The following is a 25,204-nucleotide window of genomic DNA, read 5'->3' as shown; positions in this document are numbered from 1 at the left end:
TACACTCGGCGGGCGAGATAAGGGATTGATTTCGTTGGAAGTTGCTCTGGGCCAGAAGCCCGACTTCCCGCGATTCCGGCACAGTGCGCAGCCACCGCCCCCGGGGCGGCCATGTTAGCGGCTCACCGGCGGTCCCGGCCATCGCCGGATGCCTGACAAGCGTCTGTGCTGAAAAAACATGTCCCTGTGGCGCTCCAGCCTGTCTGACAGCTGCCTCCGGCCCGTTACACCCAAACCAAAACAAAATGAAGCGCTCCCGCGGCCTGCCGTGGTGTCGTAGCGCTGGAAACCCAAGCCGCCCTCCCCGCGCCTGCGCGATGGGCGTCGAAGCGTGACCAGAAGCGAAACCCCATGGCGTTCCGCGCGGTAGCAGCGCGCGAGGAACGCAAGAATGAAGCGAATGCTGATCAATGCCACGCAGGCTGAAGAGCTGCGGGTAGCCATCGTGGATGGCCAGACGCTGTACGACATCGACATCGAACAGCCGTCCAAGGAACAGAAGAAGTCGAACATCTACAAGGGCCGCATCACGCGCCTTGAGCCGTCGCTGGAAGCGGCCTTCGTCGAGTACGGGGCCGACCGCCACGGCTTCCTGCCGCTGAAGGAAATCTCCCGCGATTACTTCCAGGCTGGCGTCGACCCGAACAAGGCCGGCATCCGCGAGCTGCTGCGCGAGGGCCAGGAAGTGGTGGTCCAGGTGGACAAGGAAGAGCGTGGCAACAAGGGCGCCGCCCTGACCACGTTCATCTCCCTGGCTGGCCGCTACATGGTGCTGATGCCGAACTCGCCCACCGCCGGTGGCGTGTCGCGTCGCATCGAGGGCGAAGACCGCGCCGCGCTGAAGGAAGCGCTGGACAAGCTGAACATCCCCGACGACATGGGCGTGATCATCCGCACCGCCGGCGTCGGCCGCGATGCCGAAGAGCTGCAGTGGGACCTGGATTACCTGCTGCAGGTGTGGAAGTCGATCGCCGAAGCGGCGCTGACCAAGCCGGCCGCGTTCCTGATCTACCAGGAGTCGCGCCTGATCGTGCGTGCCCTGCGTGACTACCTGCGCTCGGATGTCGGCGAGATCCTGGTCGATACCCAGGAGCTGTACGACACCGCCCGCGAGTTCATGCAGCAGGTGATGCCGCAGACCCTGCGCAAGCTCAAGCACTACACCGACGACATCCCGCTGTTCAACCGCTTCCAGATCGAATCGCAGATTGAAGGCGCGTATGAGCGCAACGTGCGCCTGCCGTCGGGCGGCTCGATCGTGGTCGACCAGACCGAAGCGCTGACCGCCATCGACGTCAACTCCTCGCGCGCCACCAAGGGCAGCGACATCGAGGACACCGCCTTCCAGACCAACTTGGAAGCGGCCGAAGAAGTGGCCCGCCAGCTGCGCCTGCGCGACCTGGGCGGCCTGGTGGTCATCGATTTCATCGACATGGCCTCCAACAAGCACCAGCGTGAAGTCGAGAACCGCCTGCAGAACGCGCTCAAGTACGACCGTGCGCGCGTGCAGCTGGGCCGCATCTCGCGCTTCGGCCTGATGGAAATGAGCCGCCAGCGCCTGCGTCCGAGCCTGGGCGAATCCAGCCAGATCGTGTGCCCGCGTTGCGATGGCCATGGCCGCATGCGCAGCGTTGAGTCGCTGTCGCTGTCGATCATCCGCGTGGCCGAAGAGCATGCGATGAAGGAGAACACCGGGCAGGTGCTGGTCCAGGCCCCGGTCGAGATCGCCAACTACCTGCTCAACGAGAAGCGCAGCGCGCTGCGCGAGATCGAACAGCGCCATGACGCGCCGATCGTGATCGTCGCCGACGAGCAGCTGCACACCCCGCACTACGAAGTGACCCGCCTGCGCGAGAACGAACTGGGCGAAGAAAGCGGCAAGCCGAGCTACCAGCGCGGCACGCCGCGCAAGCTGCCGGTGCACGCCCTGACCAAGGCCCAGCTGAACATCCCGGTCGCCCCGGTGGTGACCCAGGTCAAGCACAGCCAGCCCGCTCCGGTGCGCGACGTTCCGGAACCCGAAGCCGCACCGGCGCCGGTCGCGCCTGTCGTGGTGGCCGCCCCGGCCGCCACTGGCGTGGTCGGCTGGCTCAAGCGCATCTTCGGTGGCGAACCGGCCCCGGCCGCCGCACCGCAGCCCAGCGCCCGCCCGGCCCAGGATGGCAACCGCAACAACCGCAACAAGGATCGCAACAAGGACCGCAACGGTCGTCGTGACGAGCGCGGTGAGCGCGGCGGCAACGGCCAGAGCCAAGGCCAGGGCCAGGGTCGTGGCAACAAGGACCGCGGTGAGCGTGGCGAACGTGGCGGCAAGAACGAGCGCCGCGACGAGCGTCGCCAGGACGTGGCCGCACCGGTGGCCGGCAACGCCGCCCAGGTGCAGGCACCGGGCCAGGGCAAGCCACGCGGTGAGCAGCAGCCCAAGCCGCCGCGCAATGAGCAGCAGCAGCCGAAGTTGAAGCAGAAGCAGAATCCGCCGCAGGGCAAGCCGCAGCAGGCAGACGGCGACAAGCCGGCCGCCAGCGAGAAGCCGGCCCGCCAGCCGCAGGCCGACGCGCCCAAGCCGGTCAACACCGCGCCGGTCACCGACGCGGCCGTGGTCGCCGCCGCTGCCGTCGGCGTTGCCGAAGCGGTGGCGCCGAAGGCACCGACGCTGGACAACGACGCAACGACTGCGGCGGTCGCTGGCGATGAGGCAGTGCTGGCCGCCGATACCGGCGAGCAGACCGATGCCCCGGGCAACGGCGACGACGCCAATGGCGAAGGCGGCTCGCGTCGCCGTCGCGGCCGTCGCGGTGGCCGTCGTCGTCGTCGCGGCAACGGTGACGCCGCTGCCGGCGGCGATGGACTGAGCGATGACAACGGTCTGGACGATGAGTCCGACGAGCAGGACGGCGAGCAGGACGGTGGCGATACCGTCCAGGCCGAGCGTGCCGTGGCCAACAACGGCCAGCCGCAGCCGGAGTTTGAATTCGACGATGAAACCGGCTCCGCGCCGGCTGCCGCACCGGTCCAGGCCCCGCGCCCGGCCCCGGTGGCTGCCGTCGCCGCCGCCGCGCCGCTGGCAGTGGTCAGCAGCCCGGTGGTGACCGCCGGTCACGCCGAGGCCAGCCCGGCCGCGGAAGCCGCCGCGCCGTCCTACACCGACCGCGTGCCGTTCGTGGAATCGCCGACGCCGGCGCCGGCCGTGGTCGCGACGCCGAAGGCCGTCGAAGCCGCCCCGGTCGTGGAATCGCCGAAGGCTGTCGAAGCGGCCCCGGTGGTGGAAACCCCGAAGGCTGTCGAAGCCGCTCCGGTGGTTGAAACCCCGAAGGCTGTCGAAGCCGCTCCGGTGGTGGAAGCCCCGAAGGCTGTCGAAGCCGCCCCGGTGGTTGAAACCCCGAAGGCTGTCGAAGCTGCCCCGGTCGTGGAAACCCCGAAGGCTGCCGAAGCTGCTCCGGTCGTGGAAACCCCGAAGGCTGTCGAAGCTGCCCCGGTCGTGGAAACCCCGAAGGCTGTCGACGCCGCCCCGGTGGTCGACGCGGCACCGGTGGCCACCGATGCAGGCCAGCAGGCCCGTCCGGTCCAGTCGAGCATGCTCGATGCGGTCGACCCGATCCCGGCCACGCCGGAGAAGGTGGCACCGGCAGCGCCGGTGGCACGCGTCGAAGCCGCTCCGGCTGCCCCGGTGGTGCACAACGGCCAGCTGTTCGGCAGCGCCGCCAGCGACGCCCCGGCCAGCACCGATGCCGCCGCCCACGCGGCGCAGGCCGAGGCGCGCGAGGACATCCCCACCGATGTCGCGCAGGCCGATGAAGACGCCAAGCAGGATCAGGACAAGAACGACAAGGCCTGATCCGCCACGCGTCACGTAGTACCAGACAGCGGCCTTCGGGCCGCTGTCTGCATGTGGAGCATGGCGTGGCTGTGGCATGCTCGGCGCATGGATCGACACGCGCGCCTCATGCCGTGCATCGCGATGCTGGCGGTGCTGTCGGCCTGCCAGCCCGCCCCTGCGCCACTCAGTGACGCGGCCATCCGGGTGCGCGATGCCGCGCCGGAGGATCTCTTCGTGGGTCGGCTCGCGGGTGTGGACGTTGAACTGCTGGTGCAGGACTGCAAGGTGTTCCGGGTCACGCGCGGCCCCGAACAGGCCGTCACCCTCACCGAGGTGCTGGCACCGCCGCCCTACCCGTTTTTCAGCAGTTGCGATCGACAGTCAATGCGCCACGAAGACGGCATGGTGATCGCGGTGCTGGGGCGCATGGCAGTGGGTGCGGGAGGCTGCTGCGCCACGGGCGGCACCTGGCGCACCCGCGATGGCGTGACCTGGGAGAAGATCAGCGAGCACGCGATTCCGTAACGGGGCCGGTCGCGCGCTTCCGGCGCAGGTTCGCCGCGCATGGCGTGGCGCTGGCGCTGCCGCAGGAGCGGCTCAGGGCGTGGTGGCAGCCGGGCTGCCCGGGCTGGGCGCGAACTGCAGGCGCGTCCATACGCCGTAGTGGTCCGAGGCCCAGCGGCCGTCGGCGTAGGGCTGGTCGAACAGGATTTTGGCCTCGCGTGCGAGCAGCCGGTCCTGCTGGAAGAAGATGTGGTCGATGCGCGACGGCGCGTCGTAGTAGTGGCGGTTGAGCGTACTGACCTGGGCCAGTTCGTTGTTGACGTGCACGCTGCCGAAACTGTCACCGTACTGGTTGCGCAGCGCGCTCAGGTCACCGGCATCGACCAGCGCGTTGAAGTCGCCGGCGATCACCACCGGCGCGGTGCCGGCGGTGCTGGCGATGAACGCCAGCAGGTCGGCCACCTGCTCGCCTCGGATGCGGCTGCCGCTGTCGTCCGAGCGTTCGTTGAGGTGGGTGGCATACACGTTGACCGGCTGGCCGTCGACGTCGATGCGCAGGTGCGCCACGGTGCGGTAGTCGCCGCGCGGGGCCAGCAGGTGCTCGTTGCGCGCCAGCACCGGGCGCCGGGTCAGCAGGGCGTTGCCGTAACGCTTGAAGCGGCCCGGCGGGTCGGTGGAGACGAACTGGTAGTCGTAGCCCAGCTTGCGCGCCAGCCACGCGGCCTGGTTGCGCACATGGGGCTTCTGGATCACTTCCTGCAGCGCGATCGCATCTGGGCGAAGCGCCTGCAGTTCGCGCAGGATCACCTTGCGCCGTGCCGGCCAGTCCTCGCGGTCGTGGTGCAGGTTGAAGGTGACCATGCTCATGCCCGGGGCGGCGCTGGCCACGGCCGACGGCGGCGCAGGCGTGACCGCCGCTGCGGCCTGCCCGGCCGCGTGCGCCGCGCCTGCCAGCAGCGAAGCCAGCAGCACGCCATGGACAAAGGCACGACGCAGGCGTGCAGGCGGGGACGCGGTCGACATTACGGGGCCTTGCGCTCTGCGCGACGGACCGCCGACGGCACCTCGATCTCGACCTTGGCCGGCACCTGGGTGATGCGCAGCTCACCGTTGAGCCATTGCGCCGGTTCGCCATTGACCCGGGTCTCGCCCGGCTCGCCACTGTAGGGCCACGGCAGGATCACCCCGCCGTGCGGTGGCACCAACCCGGCCGAGACCTCCAGCACCAGCTGCTTGTCGCTGCGGCTCAGCGCATAGCTGAGCTGGCCGTTGGGGGTGCGCAGGCCCTTGATCGCCACGCCCTTGCCGTCCAGCCAGCGCGTCGGCACGCCGGCGGCCAGCACCAGGCTGTCGTCGACATCGCGGTTGTAGGCGAACATGTCCAGCGCCGAGCGCACGAAGTCCGAGGCCACCCAGGCATGCGGCAGGTCGCCGACGAAGAACGGCTTGCGCGGCGTGTGCGAGACCACTTCGGCCCACTGGTTCCAGGCCTGCGGCGCGCGATCCTTGAAGAAGAACTCGGTGGCCTGCCAGGCGCGGTCGCGCCAGCCCAGGCGCACGAACGCGGCCACGTTGCGCCACTCGTAGGGGGTGTAATCCTTCCACTCGCGCTTGCCGTCGCGACGCTCTTCGAACTGCTTCCAGTAGCGCTCGAAGGTGTTGTCCAGGTACGGCTGCGGCAGGCGGCCCTGCTCGCCACCGGGGGCCAGCGCGATGGTGGTGGAGGTGGCGTCGAAATCACCCAGCTCGGCAGCACCGGGCAGGTAGTCGATCTTGTGCAGCTGCACGGCGGCCAGCAACGAGGCCTGCAGGTCGTCACGGAACTGGTCGCGCGACTCGCTGATCTGCAGCGCGTCGACCTTGCCCAGCGTGCTGGCGATCACCGCGGCGTCCTTGTAGCCGCGCAATGCCCAGAAGTTGTCCCAGTACGAATGCATCGGCTTGGCCGAGTAGCCTTCGTGGCTGATCGACACCGGCATCATCCCGTAGAAGGCCGGGTTGCGCGCACGGTTCTCCTCGGTGCGCTCGCTGAGCCGCAACCGTTCCATGTAGCCATAGGCGCCCTGCACGTGCGGCCACATCAGTTCCAGGAAGGTGCTGTCGCCGGTGTAGCGCCAGTACTCGGCGATGTTGAAGATCAGCTCGCCGTGGCTGTCGTTCTCCGGCACCGGGTCGCTGCCGCGCGGGTCGACGCAGCACGGCACCTTGCCGTTCTCGAACTGATGCGGGGCGTACCAGGTGACGTACTCGCGCACCGCGTCGCTGCGGCCCATGCGCAACAGGCCTTCGGAGATCATCGCGCCGTCGCGGATCCAGCTGCGGGAATAGGAGCGCGTGCCCGGCTGGATGCTTGGCCCGATCCGCGAGATCAGCATGTGTGCCAGCGCGGTGCGCAGGGTATCGGCCAACGGCTTGCCGGCCGCCGGGAGCTGCAGGCTGACCTGGTCCAGCTTGGTCCGCCACATCGAGGCCACGGCCTGCTGCGCCTTGGCGGCGTCGAAGTCCTTGGGCATGGTCCAGCTGCCGGTCTGCGGCAGCACCACCGCGATCTCGCGGCTCTGGCCCGGCTCCAGCTTCCAGCGGTACAGCAGCGCGCCGGAGGCCAGGCCGGTGGGGTCGCGCACTTCGGTGGTGCCCGGCAGCTTGCCGCTGGCCAGGTGCACCACGTCCAGCTTGCCGTCGAAGGTGGTGGCGAAGGTGGCATCCGGGGCCTGCGCCGGGTACAGGCGCGGCGTGCCGTTGACCTCGACGTCGGTGGCGTCCACCGACAGGTTGTCGATGCGGCTCACGCCGCCCACGGTGTTGAGGAACTGGGTCGGCGGGTTGACCTGCCAGGGCCGCACGGCCAGGGCCAGGGTGTACTCGTGGGCCACCTTGTCCGGGTTGCGCAGGGTGTAGCGGCCGATCAGCTGGGCCTTGTCGGGCGTGCCCTGCACGAAGCCGGTCACCCGCAGCGCGGCCTTGTCGTGGGCCCAGTCGACGCTGGCGATCGGCAGGTAGTCGTCCTGCAGCGACTGCGTGCTGGTCACGTCGGCCCAGCTCAGCAGCTTCTTGCCATCGACCTGCACGAACGGCTCGACGCTGAAGCTGGCCTTGGCCACTTCCAGCGCGCCGTCTTCGCCGATCAGGGCCTGTTCGCGCCCGCCGTCCAGGCCCAGCAGCGTCCAGTACGGCTGTTCGCCACTGAAGCCACGGGGCACCGAACCGCGCGGCAGGTCGGCACCGACCGAGCGGATGAAATCGTTGGGGGTATCGGCGAAATCGAGCGGCTTGAGGCTGATGTCCCGGATGCCGTAACGCCAGCTCGGCCCGCCCTTCAGGTCGAAACGCAGGTAGCGTGCCTCGGTATCGGGCAACGCCAGCCAGTCGCGGTCTCCGCCACCGCCGACCACCTCGCGCACTTCCTTCCAGCTGCGCCCGTCCTGGGAGGTGCGCACCACGTAACGGGTGGCTTCCAGCCCCGGCAACCACTGGATCACCGCACCGCCGAACTCGCGCACCTTGTGCAGGTCCAGGCTGATGGTCTGCTCGGCCACGCCGCCACTGATCCACACCGTGTCGGGCTTGCCATCGGCAATGCGGCTCTGCAGCGCGGGGGCGGTGTCGGCGATCACCGACGGCGTCAACGCCGAGGTATCCATCGGCGGCAGGCCCTGCAGGGTCAGGCGGTCGAAGCACACCGTGCCCTTGCCCCCGACCTTGCTGTAGATCGTGAATTCAATCGCGGCGCTGCGGGCGAGCGAGGTTTCCTTCGACGGCCCCCAGGCCTTCTCGATCTGGCGCGCGCGGTACTGCACGCTGCTCCAGGCCTTGGGGAAGATGTAGCCGGGCCGGTTGACCCACCACACGTTGTCGCCGCTGGCGTCGATCAGCTTGAACTGCAGGTCGTTGGCCGGCGAGTCGCCGCGCAGCTGCAGGCCGAACTGGTAATTGGCCGGGTACTCGATGCCCAGCTCGCGGCGGATGCCCACGTACCCGGAGACGTCGTGGAAGTCGTAGTCCACGCACAGCGCGCGCCCGCCGCCACTGCCGATCACGCTGCGCAGCGAGCCGCTGACCTGGTCGGACACCACCAGTTTCCAGGGCGCCATGTCGTCGAAGCTGTCCAGCACCTTCGGTGCCGGCAACGGTGCCGGCGCGGCGGCCGGGGCCGCCATCGACCACATCAGCCCAAGACCCAGACCCACCGCGACGACGGCATGTTTCACCCTTTGACACTCCCCAGCAGCAGACCTTGGATGTAGTAACGCTGCAATGCCAGGAACAGCAGCAGCACCGGCACCACCGTGACCACCGCACCGGCCATCATCATCTCGACGTCCATGATGTGTTCGCGCGACAGGGTGGCCAGGGCGACCGGCAAAGTGTAGTGCTCCTGGTCGGTCAGCACGATCAATGGCCACATGAAATCGTTCCAGGCGCCCATGAAGGTGAAGATCGACAGCGTCACCAGCACCGGCTTGAGCATCGGCAGCACGATCTGGAAGAAGATGCGCATCTCCCCTGCCCCGTCCATGCGCGCCGCTTCCAGCAGCTCATCGGGGATGGAACGCGCGTACTGGCGCACCAGGAAGATGCCGAACACGCTGGCCAGCGCCGGCACCACCACCCCGCCGAAGCTGTTGACCAGGCCCAGCTGCTTCATCAGCAGGAACAGCGGCAGCATCGCCACCTGCGCCGGGATCACCAGTGCGGCCAGCAGCACCTGGAAGATGCGCTCGCGGCCTGCGAAGCGCAGCTTGGCGAACGCATAGCCGGCCATGGTGTTGAGCAGCAGCGAGCCCAGCGTGATCGCCAGCGAGACGCCCAGGCTGTTGATGAAGTTGTTGCCCATGCCGGTGCGCGCGAACAACTCGTGGTAGTTGGCGGTGGTCACCGAGGACGGCAGCAGCGGCGGCGGGAAATGCGCCGCCTCGCCGGTGGGCATGAACGACACCGAGAGCATCCACAGCAACGGCGCCAGGCTGACCAGCGCCAGCACGGTCAGGCCGCCATTGATCCACCATGCATGCCAGCGCGACTGGCCGATTTCACGACTCATACCAACTGCCTCTTGCGGCCGAAACGCAGCATGACGCTGGTCACGGCCAGGATGATCAGGAACAGCAGGAACGCCACTGCGGAGGCGCGTCCCAGGTTCCACCACTTGAAGCCTTCCTCGAACATGAAGTACAGCACGCTCACGGTGCTCTGCAGTGGGTCGCCGCGGGTCATCACGTAGGGTTCGGCGAACAGCTGGAAGTAGCCGGACACGGTAATCACCCCGACCACCAGCAGCACCGGCCCCAGCATCGGCAGGGTGATGTGCAGGAACTGCTTCCAGCGCGAGGCGCCGTCGATGCGCGCGGCCTCGTACAGGTCATGCGGGATCGCCTGCAGGCCGGCCAGGAAGATCACCATGTTGTAGCCGAAGTTCTTCCATACCGCGAACAGCATGATGGTCGGCATGGCCCAGTTGGGGTCGCCGAGCCAGTCGATCGGACTGATCCCCAGGTGGCCCAGGCCGTAGTTGACCAGGCCGTAACTGGTATGGAACAGGTAGCGCCAGATCACCGCCACCGCCACCAGCGTGGTCACCACCGGGGCGAACAACGCGGTGCGGAACAGCGCCTTGAAGCGGGCCGCCGGGGCGTTGAGCAGGATCGCCGCGCCCAGCGACACCGCGATCGACATCGGCACGCCGACGATCACGAAGTAGGTGGTATTCCACAGCGACTTCCAGAACATCGGGGTCTGCAGCAGGTCGATGTAGTTGCCCAGCCCGACGAAGCGCAGGTTGCCGCTGTCGGCCAGCGAGTACAGGTCGAAGTCGGTGATGCTCAGCGCCAGCGCCGAGAACACCGGCAGGCCGAAGAACACGCCGATGACCAGGATGGCGGGGCCGGCGAACATCCAGCCGGCGAGCGAACGCTGCTTCATTGCGCTGCTCCCGTGGCCACGGCGCTGGAATGCACGCCGGTACCGGCGGCCTTCTCCTGCGCATCGCGTTCATGCATCCAACGGCGCTTGGCGAGGACCTTGTTCACGCGCTTGTCCAGTTCCTTCACTGCTACATCCTGGTCGAGGCCACCACGCACCACCTGTTCGGTGATGATCCGCATTTCCTGCACGATCCGCTCCCACTCCAGCACCTTCGGGGTGGGCTTGACGCGTTCCAGCTGGTCGCGGAACGGCTGCGCCAGCGGGTCGTTGGCCAGCGAGGGGTAGTCCCAGGTGCTGCGCCGCGGCGGCAGGTCGCCGATGATGGAATGGAAGCGCTCCTGGATCGCCGGGCGCGACAGGAACTCGATCAGCTTCCACGAGGCTTCCTTCTGCTGCGAGGAGCGGAAGATCACCAGGCTGGTGCCACCGGCGATGCCCGCGCCCGGGCCATCCGGACCGGGCAGCGCGGCGGTGCCCCACTTGCCTTCCAGTTCCTTGGGCTGCAGCTTCTTGAACTCGCGGATATTCCACGGGCCGGACAGGTAGAACACGTTGAAGCCGCGGAAGAACTCGTCCCAGACGTTGGAGATCTGGGTCTCGGACATGCGCGGTGCCCAGCCCTGGGCGAACATGTTTTCGTAGAAACCCAGCGTCTTGCGGAAGCCCGGGCTGCTGAAGTTGCCGCGGGTGTCCTCATCGCGCAGCAGCGGATCGGGCTGCTGCAGGGCGAAGGACAGCTGCTGCTCGAACTCGTTGATCGGCATCAGCACCGCGTAGCGCTTGGGCCCCTGCATCTTCTTGATGGCGGCCATCATCTGGTTCCACTCCTCCCAGGTGCGCGGGGGGTGGTCGTAGCCGGCCTGGGCGAGCAGGTCCTTGCGGTAATACAGCAGGCGCGTATCGACGTACCACGGCACGCCGACCAGCTCGTCATGCACGACGTTGGTATCCCAGATGCCCTGGAAGTAATCGGCAGGGTCCACCACCTTGGACTGCGCCACGTACGGCTGCAGCGGCACCAGCGTATTGAGTTCGGCGAACTCGGGGATCCAGGTGTTGCCGAGCTGGCACACATCCGGCAGGCCGTCGGCGGCGAACGCGGTCAACAGCTTCTCGTGCGCGGCGGTCCACGGGATGTTCTGCACATCCACGTGGATGCCCGGGTTTTCCGCTTCGAACTCGCTGATCAGGCCACTGACCACCTCGGCCTCCCGGCCCATGGCCCAGAAGCGCACGGTGACCCCCTCCGGCTCCTTGCGGCAGCCACCCAACATCACGCTGCCGACCAGCAGCAGCAACAGACTCAACCCCAGCTTCGGGCGCGACGACAATGGCACTGCTTACTTCCCCTGCTGCTGGTTGCGGTTGGTGTTGGAATTGTTCTTCTGTTCCTGGGCCGCCGCCGCGCGCGATTCGGCGATGCCGACCGAGCGTGCCGAAGCGGCCTTTTCATCTTTCTGCAGTTCCATCGGCTGGTCCTCGCCTTCGGGGGTCAACCAGCCACCGCTGAAGCCCGCGCGTTCCAGGCCCTTGCGGATGTGCGCGTTCTTCTTCATCACGTCCCAGACGAAATCGTTCCGGTAATTGGCGATCATGGTCAGGATCGGGCCCTGGTCGATGCCGATGTAATCGCTTGCCACCCAGCCACGATCAGGCACCATCCGGCCGGTCTTGATCGGGATGTCGTAGTTGAAGCTGGGGTTGAACGAATCCAGGAACCCGTAGCTGGAATAGATGTAGTCGCCGTAGCGCTTGTGCATCTCCAGCGTGGCCGGGATCACTTCCTCCGGGGCGAACACCACCGAGGCGATCGCCGCGGTCGGGGCGATCGTGCCGTCGTCGAAGTTCTCGCGCAGGCCGGCGCCGCGCGAAGAGTAATGGCGGAACTGGCGCTGCTCGCCGCGGTATTCCTGGGTGGTGTTCTGCGGGCCATCGCTGGCGGTCAGGCCCCACACGTTCTCGCCGTAGTCCTTCCAGTTCATCGGGTTGGCGATGGCGTATTCGCGCTGGGCCAGCGCGGCCGAGCGGCTGTTGAGGAAGTAGGTGCTGCCGCGCTCGCGCATGTAGGCATCCTGGATGTCGCGGAAGTCCACCCACACGTGCGTGTACTGGTGTCCGAACAGCGGCCCGAAGGACAGGTATTCCTGGCCCTGGTAGACGCCCCAGTCGTTGTCGTAGGTGCGCGTCCACACCGTCCAGGCATCCGGGCTGACCGGATGGGTCGGCGAGCCGAGCGCGAGGATGTAGACCATCATCGCCTCGTTGTAGCCCATCCAGTCGTGGTCGATGAAACCGCTCTCGGGGAACCAGCCCATCGAGATCAGCGGCGCACGCTGCTGCAGCCACGGCCAGTCCACGCGCTTGTACAGGGTGTCGGCGATCTCGCGGATTTCCTTCTCGCGCGCGTCGTCACCGGTGTAATAGGACTGCGCGAACAGCACGCCCATCATCAGCAGCGCGGTATCCACGCTGGAGAGTTCCACCCAGCTGTCGTAGCGGGCGCCCTGCTGCATGTCCAGGAAGTGGTAGTAAAAGCCCTTGTAGCCGCCCTTGCCGGTGCGCTGCGGCCCCATCGGCAGGTCGCGGAAGAACTTCAGCGTAAGCAGGGTGCGGTCGACCGCCTGGGTACGGCTGACCCAGCCGTTTTCCACGCCGATCGGATAGGCGGTGAGCGCGTAGCCGACCGAGGCGATGCTGGCGAACGGGCGCGACGGATACCGGTCCGGGCTCAGCCCGTTGACCTCGTTGGTGGTGTCCCAGAAGAACTGGAAGGTGCGGCGCTCGATATCGTCGAACAGCGGCGGCAGTTCCGGCTTCATCGGGCGCGGCGGCACGTCGGCCTCGACCAGGATCACCGGCGGCTTGGGTTTCGCCGGGGTTTGCGGCGCCTGCTGCTGGCAACCGGCGATGGCCACGGACAGCAACGCCAGCGACACCATCCGAGATGCATTCATCCACCACCACCTTTTGCGCATGTTCGTGCTGGAGAGCATAGCCTCAACCAAGCTGAAATCGTTTACAGATCACGATCCAAAAAAATCCGCCAGGGCGGATGCCGTTCCACCGACCGCACACGCGCTTGCCCATCCGGGGACGGCAAGCGCCTGTGCAGTCCGCCGGTCGGCCTGGGCCGGCCGGCGGTGCTGCCCCTGCAACGCCGGTGAAGGCGTTGCAGGGTGATGCGGACATCAGAAGCGGAAGCCGACTTCCGCCTTGACCTGGCGCGGGGTACCGACGATGTCGCCGGTCTCGTTGTAGCTGGCCAGCAGCTTGCCGTTGGTCTTGGTGTAGTTGTAGTTGGAGAAGTTGTCGAAGTTGAAGATGTTGATGATGTCGATACGCGCGTACAGCTCGGTATCGCCCGGCATCTTGAACGTCTTGGTGGCCTGCAGGTCGACCGAACGGTAGCCGAAGATCTTGCCACCGAGCAGGAACTTGCCATTGCCGTTGGGCACCGCGGCGCCCGGGGTCGGCAGGTCGTAACCGGTCGACTGGGTGACCGGGTACCAGTCGTTCACCGCGGTAGGGGTGGCCAGGGTGACCTTGCCGCCGAAGGTGATGCCCCAGAAGCCCGCGTACGAACCGGTGACCACCAGGCGGTGGCGCGGCGCGCCGTTGGAGCGGATGGTCGGGTAGTCGCCGATCAGGCCGCGGTCGAAGGCGTACTTCTCATTGATGTCGCGGTTGTGGCGCGCGGTCGTCCAGGTATAGGCGATCGAGGAGCCCCAGCCGCTTTCCTGGGTGAACGGCTTCTGCGCCGACAGCAGCACCTGCGTTGCGCGGGTCTTGATGCCCTGCTGGCCGATGATCAGGCTGCCGAAGCCCGGCACGTTGCAGCTCCAGGCCTGGCTCAGGCCCGGGTCGGTGCCACCGCACAGGCGCGGGTCATCGAAGAACTGGCCGGTCGGGTAGCGGTTGCCCAGCGTGAAGGCGAAGCCGTCATAGCTAAGCGTACGGGAGATGGTGGCATCGGTCAGCCAGTCACCGACCTGGTTGCTCATGCCCAGGCTGAACTGGTCGGAGTACGGCACCTTCAGGTTGTTGTTGAGCAGATCCACTTCCAGGCCGGCATTGCTGGTGGAGCCCACCAGGCTCTGCAGGTTGCCGATGCCGTTGAGCAGGTTCGGGTTCCAGTCATAGCAGGCGGCCTGGCCATTGAGGCAGCTGCCGGTGGCCGGGTTGCGGAAGTAGATGGTCGGCTGCGGCAGGGCCAGCTTGGTGGTTTCCAGCTGCAGGTTGTCGAACAGGTCGCGATCGTAGGAACGACCGGCGCCACCGTGGATCACGTGCTGCTCGTCGGCGTTGATGTCATACGAGAAGCCCAGGCGCGGCTGCCAGGCATCCTTGAATGCCTTGCGGTTGTGGCCGTTGCTGATGTAGTTGCTGATGTCCAGCCCGCCCAGCGCCAGCGAATCGGCGTAGGTCTGGCCGGCAGCAGCGCGCGGATCCTGCGAGTAGATCGCGTCGACCACGGCCTGCGGGGTCACGAAGTCCAGGTAGGCCGGGGTCTTTTCGTAGTCCCAGCGCAGGCCGATGTTCAGCTGCAGGTGGTCGTTGACCTGCCAGTCGTCCTGGATGAACAGGCCGATCTGCTTGGACTTCGAACGCACTTCGCCGGACACGCCCGACACGCCGGTCACCGGCTTGACGAACTGCGCCTTGTACGGGATGTCGGACGGGAAGTCCGGATCGCCCAACGAGTAGGTGAACTGCGGATTGATCTGCGCCGCATCGGAGGCGTACAGGTCGATCTGCTTGTACTTGGCGCCCATCTTGATGGTGTGGTCACCGGCCCACTGGATGCCATCCAGGGTCAGGTTGTCTTCGATCGCCCAGCCCTTCTGGCCCTTCACCTGCGAATCCAGCGCCGAGGCGCCGCCGATCTTCACCAGGGTGCGGTCTTCGGTGCCGTCCGGCGCGGTGTAGGTGAAGCCGTTGCCCAGGGTCAGCGGGGTCGGGTTGTTGAAGGAATCTTCGTGGGTGAGCATCATTTCGTTGTAGTAACGCTCACCGCTGTGGTTCCAGCGCAGCGCGTAACGACGATCGGTGTTGACCACTTCACGGCCGGCTTCCGGCGCGGTCTGGCCGCTGAACTGCTGCTGGGTCTCGTCGCGGTCCTGGAAGCTCAGCTCGATGCGATCGTTGTCGGTCGGCTCGAAGTCGATCTTGGCGAAGATCAGGTCCTGCTCGAACGGCTGGCTGGACGGGCCGAGGCCGGCGGCGGCGTCTGCCGGCAGCAGGCCGACGCGGTTGGTGACCGAGCCTTCCGGCGCGATGGTGACCGGCAGGTCGAAGCGCTTGGCTTCATAGGTCACGAAGAAGTGGGCCTTGTCCTGGATGATCGGGCCACCCAATGCAAAACCGTATTCCTTCTCGGCCGATGCCTCCTTGGTCTGGCCAGCCTGGCGCTCGGCCGGGGTCTTGGCGCGCATGTCTTCGTTGGTGTAACGGTAGAAGGTTTCACCCTTGAACTCGTTGGTACCGGACTTGGTCGCCGCGGTCACGGCCGCGCTGGAGACCTGGCCGTACTCGGCCTTGTAGTTGCCGCTGATGACCTTGTATTCACCGATGGCCAGCTGCGGGAACGGGTTGCCGGCGCTGCCGGACTGGCCGGCCACGCCGCCGCCCTTGACGTAGCTCTTCTGGCCCACGCCGTCGATGTAGACGTTGGTGCCGTCGGCATTGGTGGCACCGCCGCGCAGCGAGGTGTTGCCCTTGGCATCACGGGTGAAGATCATGCCCGGGACCGCGTCGGCGAATTCCAGGAAGTTGCGCGACACCTGCGGGGTGGTCTGGATCTGCTGCAGGCTGACCGTCTTGCCCACTTCGGAGGTACGCACTTCCTGCAACAGGGTCGGGGCGACCACGTTGACCGTATCCAGGTTGGTGGCGTTGGCGGTGCTGCCGTTGGCCGGCGCGCCGCCGAAGTTCAGGGTCGCGGCCGAGGCCACGGTCACCGTCACCTTCTGGGTCTGGCCATTGGCCACGACGTCGTAGGTGCCCGGATCCAGGCCCATCAGCGAGTAGCTGCCGTCGGCACGGGTGGTCGCGCGGCGCACGGTGCCGCTGGCCAGGTTGGTCGCGGTCACTTCGGTGCCGGCCTCGGCCTGGGCGACCTGGCCGCGCAGCGAAGAGGTGGCCGACTGCGCCATCACGCTCGGGGCGGCGCCCAGCATCAGGCAGGTGACCAATGCGCTCGTCAGCAGGCTGCGAGCCGGCGTGCGATTGCGGTGATTGGAATACGTCATGTGAATCTCCGGGTGGTGGTGGCCGTCGTTGCGGCCCCTGTCGTTTTATTTATTGCGTTGTTTTAAGGCGTCACGACCAACGGTCGTAACCTACGGCTCGTTTCTGGGTTTGCTTGAATCACGCACGATCAGGCGCGGCACAAGCGTCTGCTTGTCACCGGCCGCTTCCGTGTTGTTGCCGTCCATCAACTGCAACAGACGCGTCATCGCCTTATCGCCGAGCTCGGCGATACTCACCTGCATCGTGGTCAACGATGGGTGAACGAAACGCGCCAGCGGAATGTCATCGAAGCCCGCCAGGGCGACATCGGCCGGCACCCGCACGCCTGCCTGCGCGAACGCATACAGGCAGCCCAGCGCCATCATGTCGTTGGCGGCGAACACCGCATCGGGCAGCGCACCGGCTGCCAGCAACTCCTGTCCGGCGCGATGGCCGGAGGCTTCGTCAAAGTCGCCGGGCAACTCGATGCCGGCGGCGTCGGCACCGAACGCGGCCAGCGCGTCACGGAAACCACGCAGGCGCTCGCGGGCATCGAAGTTGAGATCCGGGCCGGAAATGAAGGCGATGCGGCGATGGCCGACATCGAGCAGATGGCGGGTCATGGCCATCGCGCCGGCATGGTCATCGATGCTCAGCACCGGATGATCCTGCTCGGGCAGGTAGGTATTGATCAGGACCGTGGGCAGCGCCTGCGGCAGGTTGTCGGTGAGGAACCCCGGGCTCTCGGCATAGGGCGACAGCACCAGCAGGCCGTCCACGCGGCCACGCATCGCGCGCAGGGCCGCGCCCTGCTGCTCCTGGTCGCCGTGGTAGCTGGACACCAGCAGGTGCTGGCGGCGCTCGCGGGCCACCTGGTCGATGCCGCGCATCAGCTCGGAGAAGAACTCGCCGTACAGGTCCGGCAGGACCACGCCAATGGTGTTGGTGCGCCGGCTGCTCAGGCTGCGCGCGGCCGCATGCGGGGTATAGCGCAGGCGCGCGGCCACCTCCAGCACCAGCTTGCGCACCGGTTCGGCGACATTTTCATGTCCATTGAGCGCACGCGACACCGTGGCCACGGAGACCCGGGCTTCGCGGGCTACATCTTTGATTGTGATGGCTGCCTTGTTCACTTCGCCGCCCTCCACGGCTTAGAGATCTGGGGCTTGGCGCGGAATGTAAGCGTTTTCAATCCTGAATGTAAACACTACGTTAGGCCAATGTCGCACGGCGGTAACGCAACGCTGTCCCTGGCGGTCCCCGGAGGGACTCGCCAGGACAAGGCAGGACAAGGCTTTCAGCCGTTTTTGGCTGGCACTTCGGCGCGGATGGACAGCGCATGGATATCGGTGTCCATCATGCTGCCCAAGGCGGCATAGACCGCCCGGTGGCGCGCAAGTGGCAGCTTCCCTTCGAACGCGGCGCTGACCACATGCACGTTGAAATGGCCGCGACCGTCGCGCGCGCCCTCATGCCCGGCATGGCGGTGGCTGTCGTCCTCCACCTCCAGCAGTTCCGGGTCCAGCGCCTGCTGCAGGGCCGCGCGGATGCGCTCGACCCGGTTCACGGCAGCACCTTGCGGAACGGGCGCACCTGTACGCGGGTATAGACCCCGGCGGCCACGTAGGGATCGGCATCGGCCCAGGCCTGGGCCTGGTCGAGCGAATCGAAGGCGGCGATCACCACGCTGCCACTGAAACCGGCCGGGCCCGGGTCCTCGCTGTCGATCGCCGGGCACGGCCCGGCCAGCAGCAGCCGGCCTGCATCGCGCAGGGCGGTCAAACGGGCCAGGTGCGCCTCGCGCACCGACATACGGGCGGCCAGCACATCGGCGCCGTCATAGCCTTCAATCACGTACCACACAGGCAACTCCAGGGTTCAGCTAAACGAACCCGACGATTCTAGCCCGCCTCGCTGGACACTGCCGGCCTGAACCCGTACTCTTGGGTCCATTGCACGTGGCTGGACGCAGCAGCCCCGTCGGCAGACGGCTTCACCGCCACCCGACGACCGACCCGCTGCCCCACACCAGTCCACGTAGACGACCTCCCCGTAGTCCTGTCGCTGCCCATCGCGGCGCGCCTTGCTGTTTGAAGTGTGGAACCGCGCCGACGCAGGCGTGTCATGTCATGCCAGCCTTCGTACCGCCCGGAATGTTCCGGCCGCGGGCACGGCACGGCGACCGGTCCGTTGCAATACTGACGTCAACTAGATGACTTCCGAACTCGCGCTCGACGCGAACCCGCAAACCCGGCCGACCGCTCCACAGCAGCAGGAAATGCCGCTGGCCGTGGTGCATGGTCAACCGGTCCTGCAGATTCCGCAGGACCTGTACATCCCGCCGGATGCGCTGGAAGTCATCCTGGATGCCTTCGAAGGCCCGCTGGACCTGTTGCTGTACCTGATCCGCCGGCAGAACCTGGACATCCTGGACATCCCGGTGGCCGAGATCACCCGCCAGTACGTCGAGTACATCAACGTCATGCAGGAGCTGCGCTTCGAACTGGCGGCCGAGTACCTGGTGATGGCGGCGATCCTGGCAGAGGTGAAGTCGCGGATGCTGCTGCCGCGGCCGCCGAGCGTGGAAGGCGAGGAAGCCGACCCGCGCGCCGAGCTGGTGCGCCGGCTGCAGGAGTACGAACGCTTCAAGCAGGCCGCCGAAGACATCGACGCCCTGCCCCGCCAGGATCGCGACACCAGCCTGGCCCATGCCTTCGTGCCCGACCGGGCCGCGGTGAAGCTGCCGCCGCCGGTGGACCTGAAGGAAATGCTGATGGCGCTGCACGACGTGCTCAAGCGCGCCGAGCTGTTCACCGGCCACGCGATCAAGCGCGAGGCGCTGAGCGTGCGCCAACGCATGGGCGACGTGCTGGGGCGCCTGGAGGACGGCCGGTTCTACCGGTTTGAAACGCTGTTCACCGCCGAGGAAGGCAAGCTGGGGGTGCTGGTCACCTTCCTGGCCCTGCTCGAACTGGCCAAGGAACAGCTGCTGGACATCGTCCAGGAAGCACCGCTGGCGCCGATCTACGTCAAGTCCCTGGCCGCCGGCAACACCAACGAACCGCTGCAGTTCAACAGCGAGTTCGACGACGCCGACGCCGCCAACGAATCCGACTGAGCACCCGACCCACGCATGGATCAACCGCTGATCAACCGCATTGTCGAAGGCGCGCTGCTGGCCTCCAGCCAGCCGCTGACCCTGGCGCAGCTGCAGGGCCTGTTCCCGGAAGAGGAACCGGCACCGCCGGGCAGCATCGAACGCGCGCTGGAACTGCTGCGCGAAGGCTGCGCGCAGCGGGGCGTGGAACTGGTCGAGGTGGCCTCCGGCTTCCGCTTCCAGGTCACCAGTGAAGTGCACGGCTACATCACCCGGCTGTGGACCGAACGCAAGACCCGCTATACCCGCGCCACCCTGGAAACCCTGGCGCTGATCGCCTATCGCCAGCCGATCACCCGCGGCGAGATCGAACAGGTGCGCGGCGTGGCGGTGAGCAGCAACATCATCCAGGCGCTGGAAGAGCGCGAATGGATCCGCGTGATCGGCCATCGCGACGTGCCCGGCAAGCCGGCACTGTTCGGCACCACCAAGGGCTTCCTGGATTACTTCGGGCTCAAGCGCCTGGACGAACTGCCGCCGCTGTCCGAACTGCGCGACCTGGGCGAGCTGGAGCCGCAGCTGCCGCTGGACAGCGAGGGCCAGCCGGCCGGTCGCCTGGCTGCCGGCGCTGCGACACCGGAGGCCGAGCCGGACACCGACGCGGCCAATGACGACGCCACCCCGGCGCCGTCGGAGCCGTCGAAGCCGTCGGAGCCGTCGGATTCTGCAGATCCCGCAGACCCGGTGGACCCGGTCGCCGCGCGCCTGGCAGCCCGCGTGGCGCTGGCCTCGGCACGGCTGGCGGAGCACCCCGCAGACCCGGACAATGGTGATGCGTCCGCCGACGCGGACGACACCGATACCCCATCCCATGCGCCGTTGTCGCTCGCCGACGACGACGCGGATACGACCGCCAGCGATGGCGAACCCGATACCGCGCCGGGAGAGCGCGCGGCGCCCCAGAACGAAACCGAAAACAACGCCGTCGCGAAGACGACCGTGGCTGTTGACGAAGCCGATCCCGAACCAGAGGCCGACGCACCCGTCGCCGGCCGGAGCCAAGTAAATGAGTGACACCCCCCGCAAGCCGTCGTTGAACAAGCTTTCGCTCAAGCGCGAAACCGCCTCCGAACAGCCCAAGCTCGAAGAGCGCCTGCACAAAGTGCTGGCGCAGGCCGGCCTGGGTTCGCGCCGCGCGCTGGAACAGCGCATCGCCGATGGCCTGGTCAAGGTCAACGGCGAGGTCGCGCAGACCGGCCAGTCGATCAAGAGCGGCGACAAGGTCGAACTGGACGGCCGTGGCTTCGTCGCCACCGCGCTGACCGAAACCTCCCGCGTGCTGGCCTACAACAAGCCGGAAGGCGAAGTGACCACGCGCGAAGATCCCGAAGGTCGCCCGACCGTGTTCGAAGCGCTGCCTGCCCTCAAGGGCGCGCGCTGGATCGCGATCGGCCGCCTGGACATCAACACCACCGGCCTGCTGCTGGCGACCACCGACGGTGAGCTGGCCAACGCGATGATGCACCCCTCCTACGAGGTCGAACGCGAGTACGTGGTGCGCGTGCGCGCCCCGGAAGGCGAGGAGAAAGTGCCGGACAACATCGTCGACCGCCTCGCCCGTGGCGTGGCGCTGGAAGACGGTCCGGCCAAGTTCGACGAGATCGAACGCATTGGCGGCACCGATTCGCATGACTGGTTCCGCGTAGTCGTCAAGGAAGGCCGCAACCGCGAAGTGCGCCGCCTGTGGGAATCGCAGGGCTGCCAGGTCAGCCGCCTCAAGCGCACCCGCTACGGCAAGGTGAGCCTGCCGCGCGAACTGCTGCGCGGCCAGTCGGTGGAACTGCCGGCCAAGCAGGTCGAAGCGCTGCGCGCCGAACTGAAGCTGGAAGAAGGCGCGCCGTCGGCGCTGACCCTGCAGCCGGTGATCGGCCAGCGTCGCGCCGCCAAGACCACCGTGCGCGTGTCGCGCGACGGTGCTCGCAGCAACGCCTACGTCAACGGCCACAACTCGGCCGATGAAGGCCGCGAACTGCGTCGTTTCGACAACGTGCGCGAAGAACGCGGCCGTGGCCGCGGCGGCAAGGGCGGCGGCTTCAAGGGTGGCCTGACGGTCAGCGGTGAAGCGGCGGCCAAGCAGTCGCAGCGCCCGTTCAAGGCGCGCCCGGACAAGGGCAACCGCGCGCTGCCGGAAGGCAACCCGGCCGCGTTCCGCAGCTGGTACGTGCCGGACGGTGTCAGCACCGGCCCGAGCGGCCACCGCAATGCCGGCCCGGGCGCTGCCCGTGGGCCGGGCGCGCGGGGTCCGGGTGCCGGCGCGGGTGCCGGCGGCCAGGGCCGTCCCTACGGCAAGCCGAAGGGTCCGGGCGGCGCAGGCGGCCCGGGGCGTGGCAGCTACGGTGGCGGCGCTGAAGGCCGCGGCCCCTATGGCGGCGGTGGTGGTTACGGCGGTGAGAACCGTGGTGGCGAGAGTCGTGGCGGCTACGGCGGCCAGGGCCGTCCGGCCGGTGCCGGTGCCGGTGGCAACCGCGGTGGCCAGGGTGGCCAGGGCGCGTCCCGCCACCCGTACGGTCACCCGGGCAATGCCCCGAGCTTCCCGTCCGACCATGCCAACCCGGGCGTCAGCCCGTACGGCAGCGCGCGTCCGGCGGGTAACCGCGGCCCGGGTGGTCCGGGTGGCAATCGTGGCCCGGGTGGCCCCGGTGCCCGTGGTCCGGGCGGCGCCAGCGCACGCGGCCCCGGTGGTAACCGTGGCCCGGGTGGTCCGGGCGGCAACCGCGGCCCGGGTGGCCCCGGCGGTCGTGGTCCCGGCGGCCCGGGCGGCCGGCCCGGCGGCAGCCGCGGCCCGGGCGGCAGCGGTCACCGTGGTGGCGGCCCGCGCGGCGGCTGATCGCTGATACGCTGAGATCAAAAAACCCCGGCGTGAGCCGGGGTTTTTCGTTGTGGATCCACGCATCGCGTGACGCTACGGGCAGCGCTGCGTGCACCACGGAGAACTGCATGCCGTCGCGCGTGGATCCACGCCATGCGTGGATGCCGTTCGCCGGGCCACCCTTGCCTCAATGGCGCGCTTGACTCAACGACGCTCGATCGTGAACTTGCCCAGGCCTACGCCCAGGTCCCAGCCCTTGCCGGTGCCGGCCAGGGCCAGCGACACATCGCCCTTGGTCATCACCTGCGCGTTGCTGGATTTGTCCGCGCCGGCATGCGCTTCCACCGAGGCGTACGAACCGATCAGGTCGTCGAGCGAATAGGCGCCGGAGAACTTGCCCTTGCCATCGACGATCTTGGACTTGCCCACGGTGAGCCCGCCGCCCTTGACGGTGATCTTGACCGGGATGCGCGCGCCGTTGTCGCAGCTGATGGTGCCGGTGCCGGACGCGGTCTTGTACAGCACCGACCAACCGGCCAGGTTGTAGTGCAGTTCGCAGTCGATGTTGCCGGCGGCCTGCGCGGCCGAGGCCGTGGACAGGCCGGCCAGTGCGATCAATGCCAGGGAAAACTTCTTCATGCGGTCCGCTCGTACTCAGTGGGTGACGAGGCGAATCTAGCAGCGCCGGCGTGTGGCCCGGATGAGGCCACACGCAGCCATCAGGCGTCCGTTCAGCCTGCGTCGACCGGCCCGTCGAGGGTGAACGCGTCGGCATCGAGCATCGCCGGGAAACGGGCGCGGTGCGCGGCCAGCGCGGCGGCGGAAATGGTGCTGGTGACCACCTGCTCCACCTCACGCACTTCCACCTGCGGCTGGCCGAGGAAATCGATCACCGCGCTGTCGCCGGCGTAGTGCAGGTCGTTGCCATCCACGCCGATGCGGTTGACCGCCGCGACATAGCAGAGGTTTTCGATCGCACGTGCACGCAGCAGCGTGCGCCACGGATACGCACGCGCCGAGGGCCAGTTGGCGACGAAAATCTGCAGGTCGAAATCCAGCTCGCCGGGGCGCTCCACGTCGAAGCGGTTGCGGCAGAAGACCGGGAAACGCAGGTCGTAGCAGACCTGCGGATTGATCCGCCAGCCCTTCCAGTCCACGCTCAGGCGCTCGCTGCCGGCGGCATAGCGCAGGTGCTCGTTGCCGTAACGGAACAGGTGGCGCTTGTCGTAGTGCTGCAGCTCGCCATCGGGCGTGGCCCACAACAGGCGGTTGAACACGCCCTGCCCCGCCCGCAGTTGCACGCTCCCGGTGACCGCCGCGCCCAGCCGTGCCGCCTGTTCGCGGATCCACGCCACGGTCGGGCCGTCCATGCCCTCGGCCTTGTCGATGGCCTCGTTCGAGAATCCACTGGTGAAGGTCTCCGGCAGGATGACCAGATCGGTCTGCCCGGCCAACGGCGCCAGCAGCGCGCCGTAGTAATCGCGATTGCCGGCGGGATCGTGCCAGCGGGTGTTGCCCTGGACCAGGGAGATGCGCAGGTCGCAGCGCTCGATGGCTGTACTCATTACAGCACCTGCAGGCGTTCGATCGCCGCGTCCAGGGTGGCCTCGTTCTTGGCGAAGCACAGCCGCACCAGGCGCTGGCTGGCCGGCGCAGTTTCGTAGAACGGCGACAGCGGGATCGCGGCCACGCCCTTTTCAATGGTCAGCCACTTCACGAACTCATGGTCGGGCAGGTCGCTGATCGCGGAATAATCCACCAGTTGGAAGTAACCGCCCGGCACCGGCAGTGGGGTCAGGCGGGTGCCCAGCAACTGCTCGCGGAAGCGGTCGCGCTTGGCCTGGTAGAACGCGCCCAGTTCCAGGTGGTGTTCGGGCTCGTAACGGATCATCGCGGCAAACCCATACTGGGCCGGGCCGAAGCTGGTGAAGGTGTTGTACTGGTGCACCTTGCGGAACTCGCCACTCATCGCCGGCGGCGCGATCGCATAGCCGATCTTCCAGCCGGTGCAGTGGTAGGTCTTGCCGAAACTGGAGATCACGAACGCGCGCTCACGGAGTTCCGGGTAACGCAGCGCCGACTCATGGCGGCGGCCGTCGTAGATGATGTGTTCGTAGACCTCGTCCGAGATCAGGTAGATGCCGGTGCCGCGCAGCACGTCGGCCAACGCCTGCATGTCATCGGCGGTCAGCATCGCGCCGGAGGGATTGTGCGGGGTGTTGACCATCAGCAGGCGGGTGCGCGGGGTGATCGCCGCGCGCACGCGGTCCCAATCGACCGCGAAGGTCTGCGGGTCCAGCGGCACGTGCACGGCGCGCGCGCCGGCCAGGTCGATGGCCGGCTCGTAGCAGTCATAGGCCGGGTCCAGCACGATCACTTCCTCGCCCGGGCGCACCACGGCGTGGATGGCGTTGAAGATCGCCTCCGTGGCGCCACTGGTCACCGTGATTTCGGCGTCCGGGTCGACCTGGGCCCCGTACAGGTCCAGCGACTTCTGCGCGATGGCCTGGCGCAGCGGGGCCACCCCGGTCATCGGCGGGTACTGGTTCAACCCGCCCTGCATGGCCTTGATGGTTTCATCCAGCAGCCGCTGCGGCGCGGAGAAGTCCGGAAACCCCTGGCCCAGGTTCACGGCGCCATGCTCGGCAGCCAGCTGGGACATCACGGTGAAAATGGTGGTGCCCACCTTGGGCAGCTTGGTTTGCGGTTGCATCGGCAGGGAAGGCGAAAAGGGGGAAAGGGCAGTGTACGCAAAACCCCCGATACA

Annotated in this window: 18 protein-coding genes; 5 read left to right on the top strand and 13 right to left on the bottom strand. The window is 67.5% G+C overall.

Annotation, left to right across the window (positions count from 1 at the left end):
- The first annotated feature begins 391 nt into the window (after window positions 1–391).
- Together AC06FD_RS03460 and AC06FD_RS03455 are read left to right on the top strand one after the other, a co-directional pair.
- Entirely contained in the window at window positions 392–3,835 is a 3,444-nt protein-coding gene (locus AC06FD_RS03460) for an Rne/Rng family ribonuclease (protein ID WP_478076977.1), read from the top strand.
- Window positions 3,836–3,895: 60 nt separating this feature from the next.
- Window positions 3,896–4,342 (top strand): hypothetical protein, encoded by a 447-nt coding sequence (locus AC06FD_RS03455; protein WP_478076976.1) that lies wholly within the window; start codon window positions 3,896–3,898, stop codon window positions 4,340–4,342.
- Window positions 4,343–4,414: 72 nt separating this feature from the next.
- Here AC06FD_RS03455 and AC06FD_RS03450 read toward each other — a convergent pair whose 3' ends face one another.
- The 10 genes from AC06FD_RS03450 to AC06FD_RS03405 all read right to left on the bottom strand — a co-directional run bounded on the left by AC06FD_RS03450 (window position 4,415) and on the right by AC06FD_RS03405 (window position 18,334).
- A complete protein-coding gene (locus AC06FD_RS03450) occupies window positions 4,415–5,290 on the bottom strand; it encodes an endonuclease/exonuclease/phosphatase family protein (RefSeq protein WP_478077363.1) in 876 nt (291 codons plus the stop codon).
- 53 nt (window positions 5,291–5,343) lie between these two features.
- Complete coding sequence (locus tag AC06FD_RS03445) at window positions 5,344–8,478, bottom strand: discoidin domain-containing protein (RefSeq protein ID WP_478077362.1); 3,135 nt, start codon at window positions 8,476–8,478, stop codon at window positions 5,344–5,346.
- 47 nt (window positions 8,479–8,525) lie between these two features.
- Window positions 8,526–9,362 carry a carbohydrate ABC transporter permease gene (locus tag AC06FD_RS03440; protein WP_259203364.1) on the bottom strand — a complete coding sequence of 279 codons (837 nt, stop codon included), beginning with the start codon at window positions 9,360–9,362 and terminating at the stop codon, window positions 8,526–8,528.
- Window positions 9,359–10,240 carry a carbohydrate ABC transporter permease gene (locus AC06FD_RS03435; RefSeq protein ID WP_259203365.1) on the bottom strand — a complete coding sequence of 294 codons (882 nt, stop codon included), beginning with the start codon at window positions 10,238–10,240 and terminating at the stop codon, window positions 9,359–9,361. Before AC06FD_RS03435 ends, AC06FD_RS03440 begins: the two co-directional genes overlap by 4 nt.
- On the bottom strand, window positions 10,237–11,556 hold the full coding sequence (locus tag AC06FD_RS03430; RefSeq protein ID WP_478077361.1) for a sugar ABC transporter substrate-binding protein: 1,320 nt from the start codon (window positions 11,554–11,556) through the stop codon (window positions 10,237–10,239). Before AC06FD_RS03430 ends, AC06FD_RS03435 begins: the two co-directional genes overlap by 4 nt.
- Before the next feature lie 27 nt (window positions 11,557–11,583).
- On the bottom strand, window positions 11,584–13,197 hold the full coding sequence (locus AC06FD_RS03425; protein ID WP_394162555.1) for a glucoamylase family protein: 1,614 nt from the start codon (window positions 13,195–13,197) through the stop codon (window positions 11,584–11,586).
- A 234-nt stretch (window positions 13,198–13,431) separates the two neighbouring features.
- Window positions 13,432–16,491 carry a TonB-dependent receptor gene (locus tag AC06FD_RS03420; RefSeq protein ID WP_259203367.1) on the bottom strand — a complete coding sequence of 1,020 codons (3,060 nt, stop codon included), beginning with the start codon at window positions 16,489–16,491 and terminating at the stop codon, window positions 13,432–13,434.
- A 90-nt stretch (window positions 16,492–16,581) separates the two neighbouring features.
- Window positions 16,582–17,619, bottom strand: coding sequence for a LacI family DNA-binding transcriptional regulator (locus AC06FD_RS03415; RefSeq protein WP_259203368.1), 1,038 nt, complete (start codon window positions 17,617–17,619; stop codon window positions 16,582–16,584).
- Window positions 17,620–17,768: 149 nt separating this feature from the next.
- Window positions 17,769–18,038 (bottom strand): BolA family protein, encoded by a 270-nt coding sequence (locus AC06FD_RS03410; protein WP_259203369.1) that lies wholly within the window; start codon window positions 18,036–18,038, stop codon window positions 17,769–17,771.
- Complete coding sequence (locus AC06FD_RS03405; protein WP_259203371.1) at window positions 18,035–18,334, bottom strand: YciI family protein; 300 nt, start codon at window positions 18,332–18,334, stop codon at window positions 18,035–18,037. The genes AC06FD_RS03410 and AC06FD_RS03405 overlap by 4 nt, the downstream gene beginning before the upstream one ends.
- A 349-nt stretch (window positions 18,335–18,683) precedes the next feature.
- Here AC06FD_RS03405 and AC06FD_RS03400 point away from each other — a divergent pair, with 349 nt between their 5' ends.
- From AC06FD_RS03400 to AC06FD_RS03390, 3 genes are read left to right on the top strand one after another with little or no spacing between them, the layout of a single operon-like run.
- Complete coding sequence (locus tag AC06FD_RS03400; protein WP_259203373.1) at window positions 18,684–19,589, top strand: segregation and condensation protein A; 906 nt, start codon at window positions 18,684–18,686, stop codon at window positions 19,587–19,589.
- A 15-nt stretch (window positions 19,590–19,604) separates the two neighbouring features.
- Window positions 19,605–20,642 (top strand): SMC-Scp complex subunit ScpB, encoded by a 1,038-nt coding sequence (gene scpB / locus AC06FD_RS03395; RefSeq protein ID WP_478076975.1) that lies wholly within the window; start codon window positions 19,605–19,607, stop codon window positions 20,640–20,642.
- Window positions 20,635–22,455: a pseudouridine synthase gene (locus tag AC06FD_RS03390; RefSeq protein WP_478076974.1), complete on the top strand. Its 1,821-nt coding sequence runs from the start codon at window positions 20,635–20,637 to the stop codon at window positions 22,453–22,455. Before scpB ends, AC06FD_RS03390 begins: the two co-directional genes overlap by 8 nt.
- A gap of 186 nt (window positions 22,456–22,641) precedes the next feature.
- Here the strand turns inward: AC06FD_RS03390 and AC06FD_RS03385 are convergent, their stop codons facing one another.
- The 3 genes from AC06FD_RS03385 to AC06FD_RS03375 form a co-directional block, all read right to left on the bottom strand.
- Entirely contained in the window at window positions 22,642–23,076 is a 435-nt protein-coding gene (locus tag AC06FD_RS03385) for a hypothetical protein (protein ID WP_259203378.1), read from the bottom strand.
- Between the two features lie 92 nt (window positions 23,077–23,168).
- A complete protein-coding gene (locus AC06FD_RS03380) occupies window positions 23,169–24,002 on the bottom strand; it encodes an amidohydrolase (RefSeq protein ID WP_478076973.1) in 834 nt (277 codons plus the stop codon).
- Window positions 24,002–25,150, bottom strand: coding sequence for a pyridoxal phosphate-dependent aminotransferase (locus AC06FD_RS03375; RefSeq protein ID WP_478076972.1), 1,149 nt, complete (start codon window positions 25,148–25,150; stop codon window positions 24,002–24,004). Before AC06FD_RS03375 ends, AC06FD_RS03380 begins: the two co-directional genes overlap by 1 nt.
- Window positions 25,151–25,204 lie beyond the last annotated feature (54 nt).

The organism is Stenotrophomonas sp. Steno-Z1, assembly GCF_056393175.1.
This window is presented reverse-complemented; position numbering and strand designations above follow the sequence as displayed.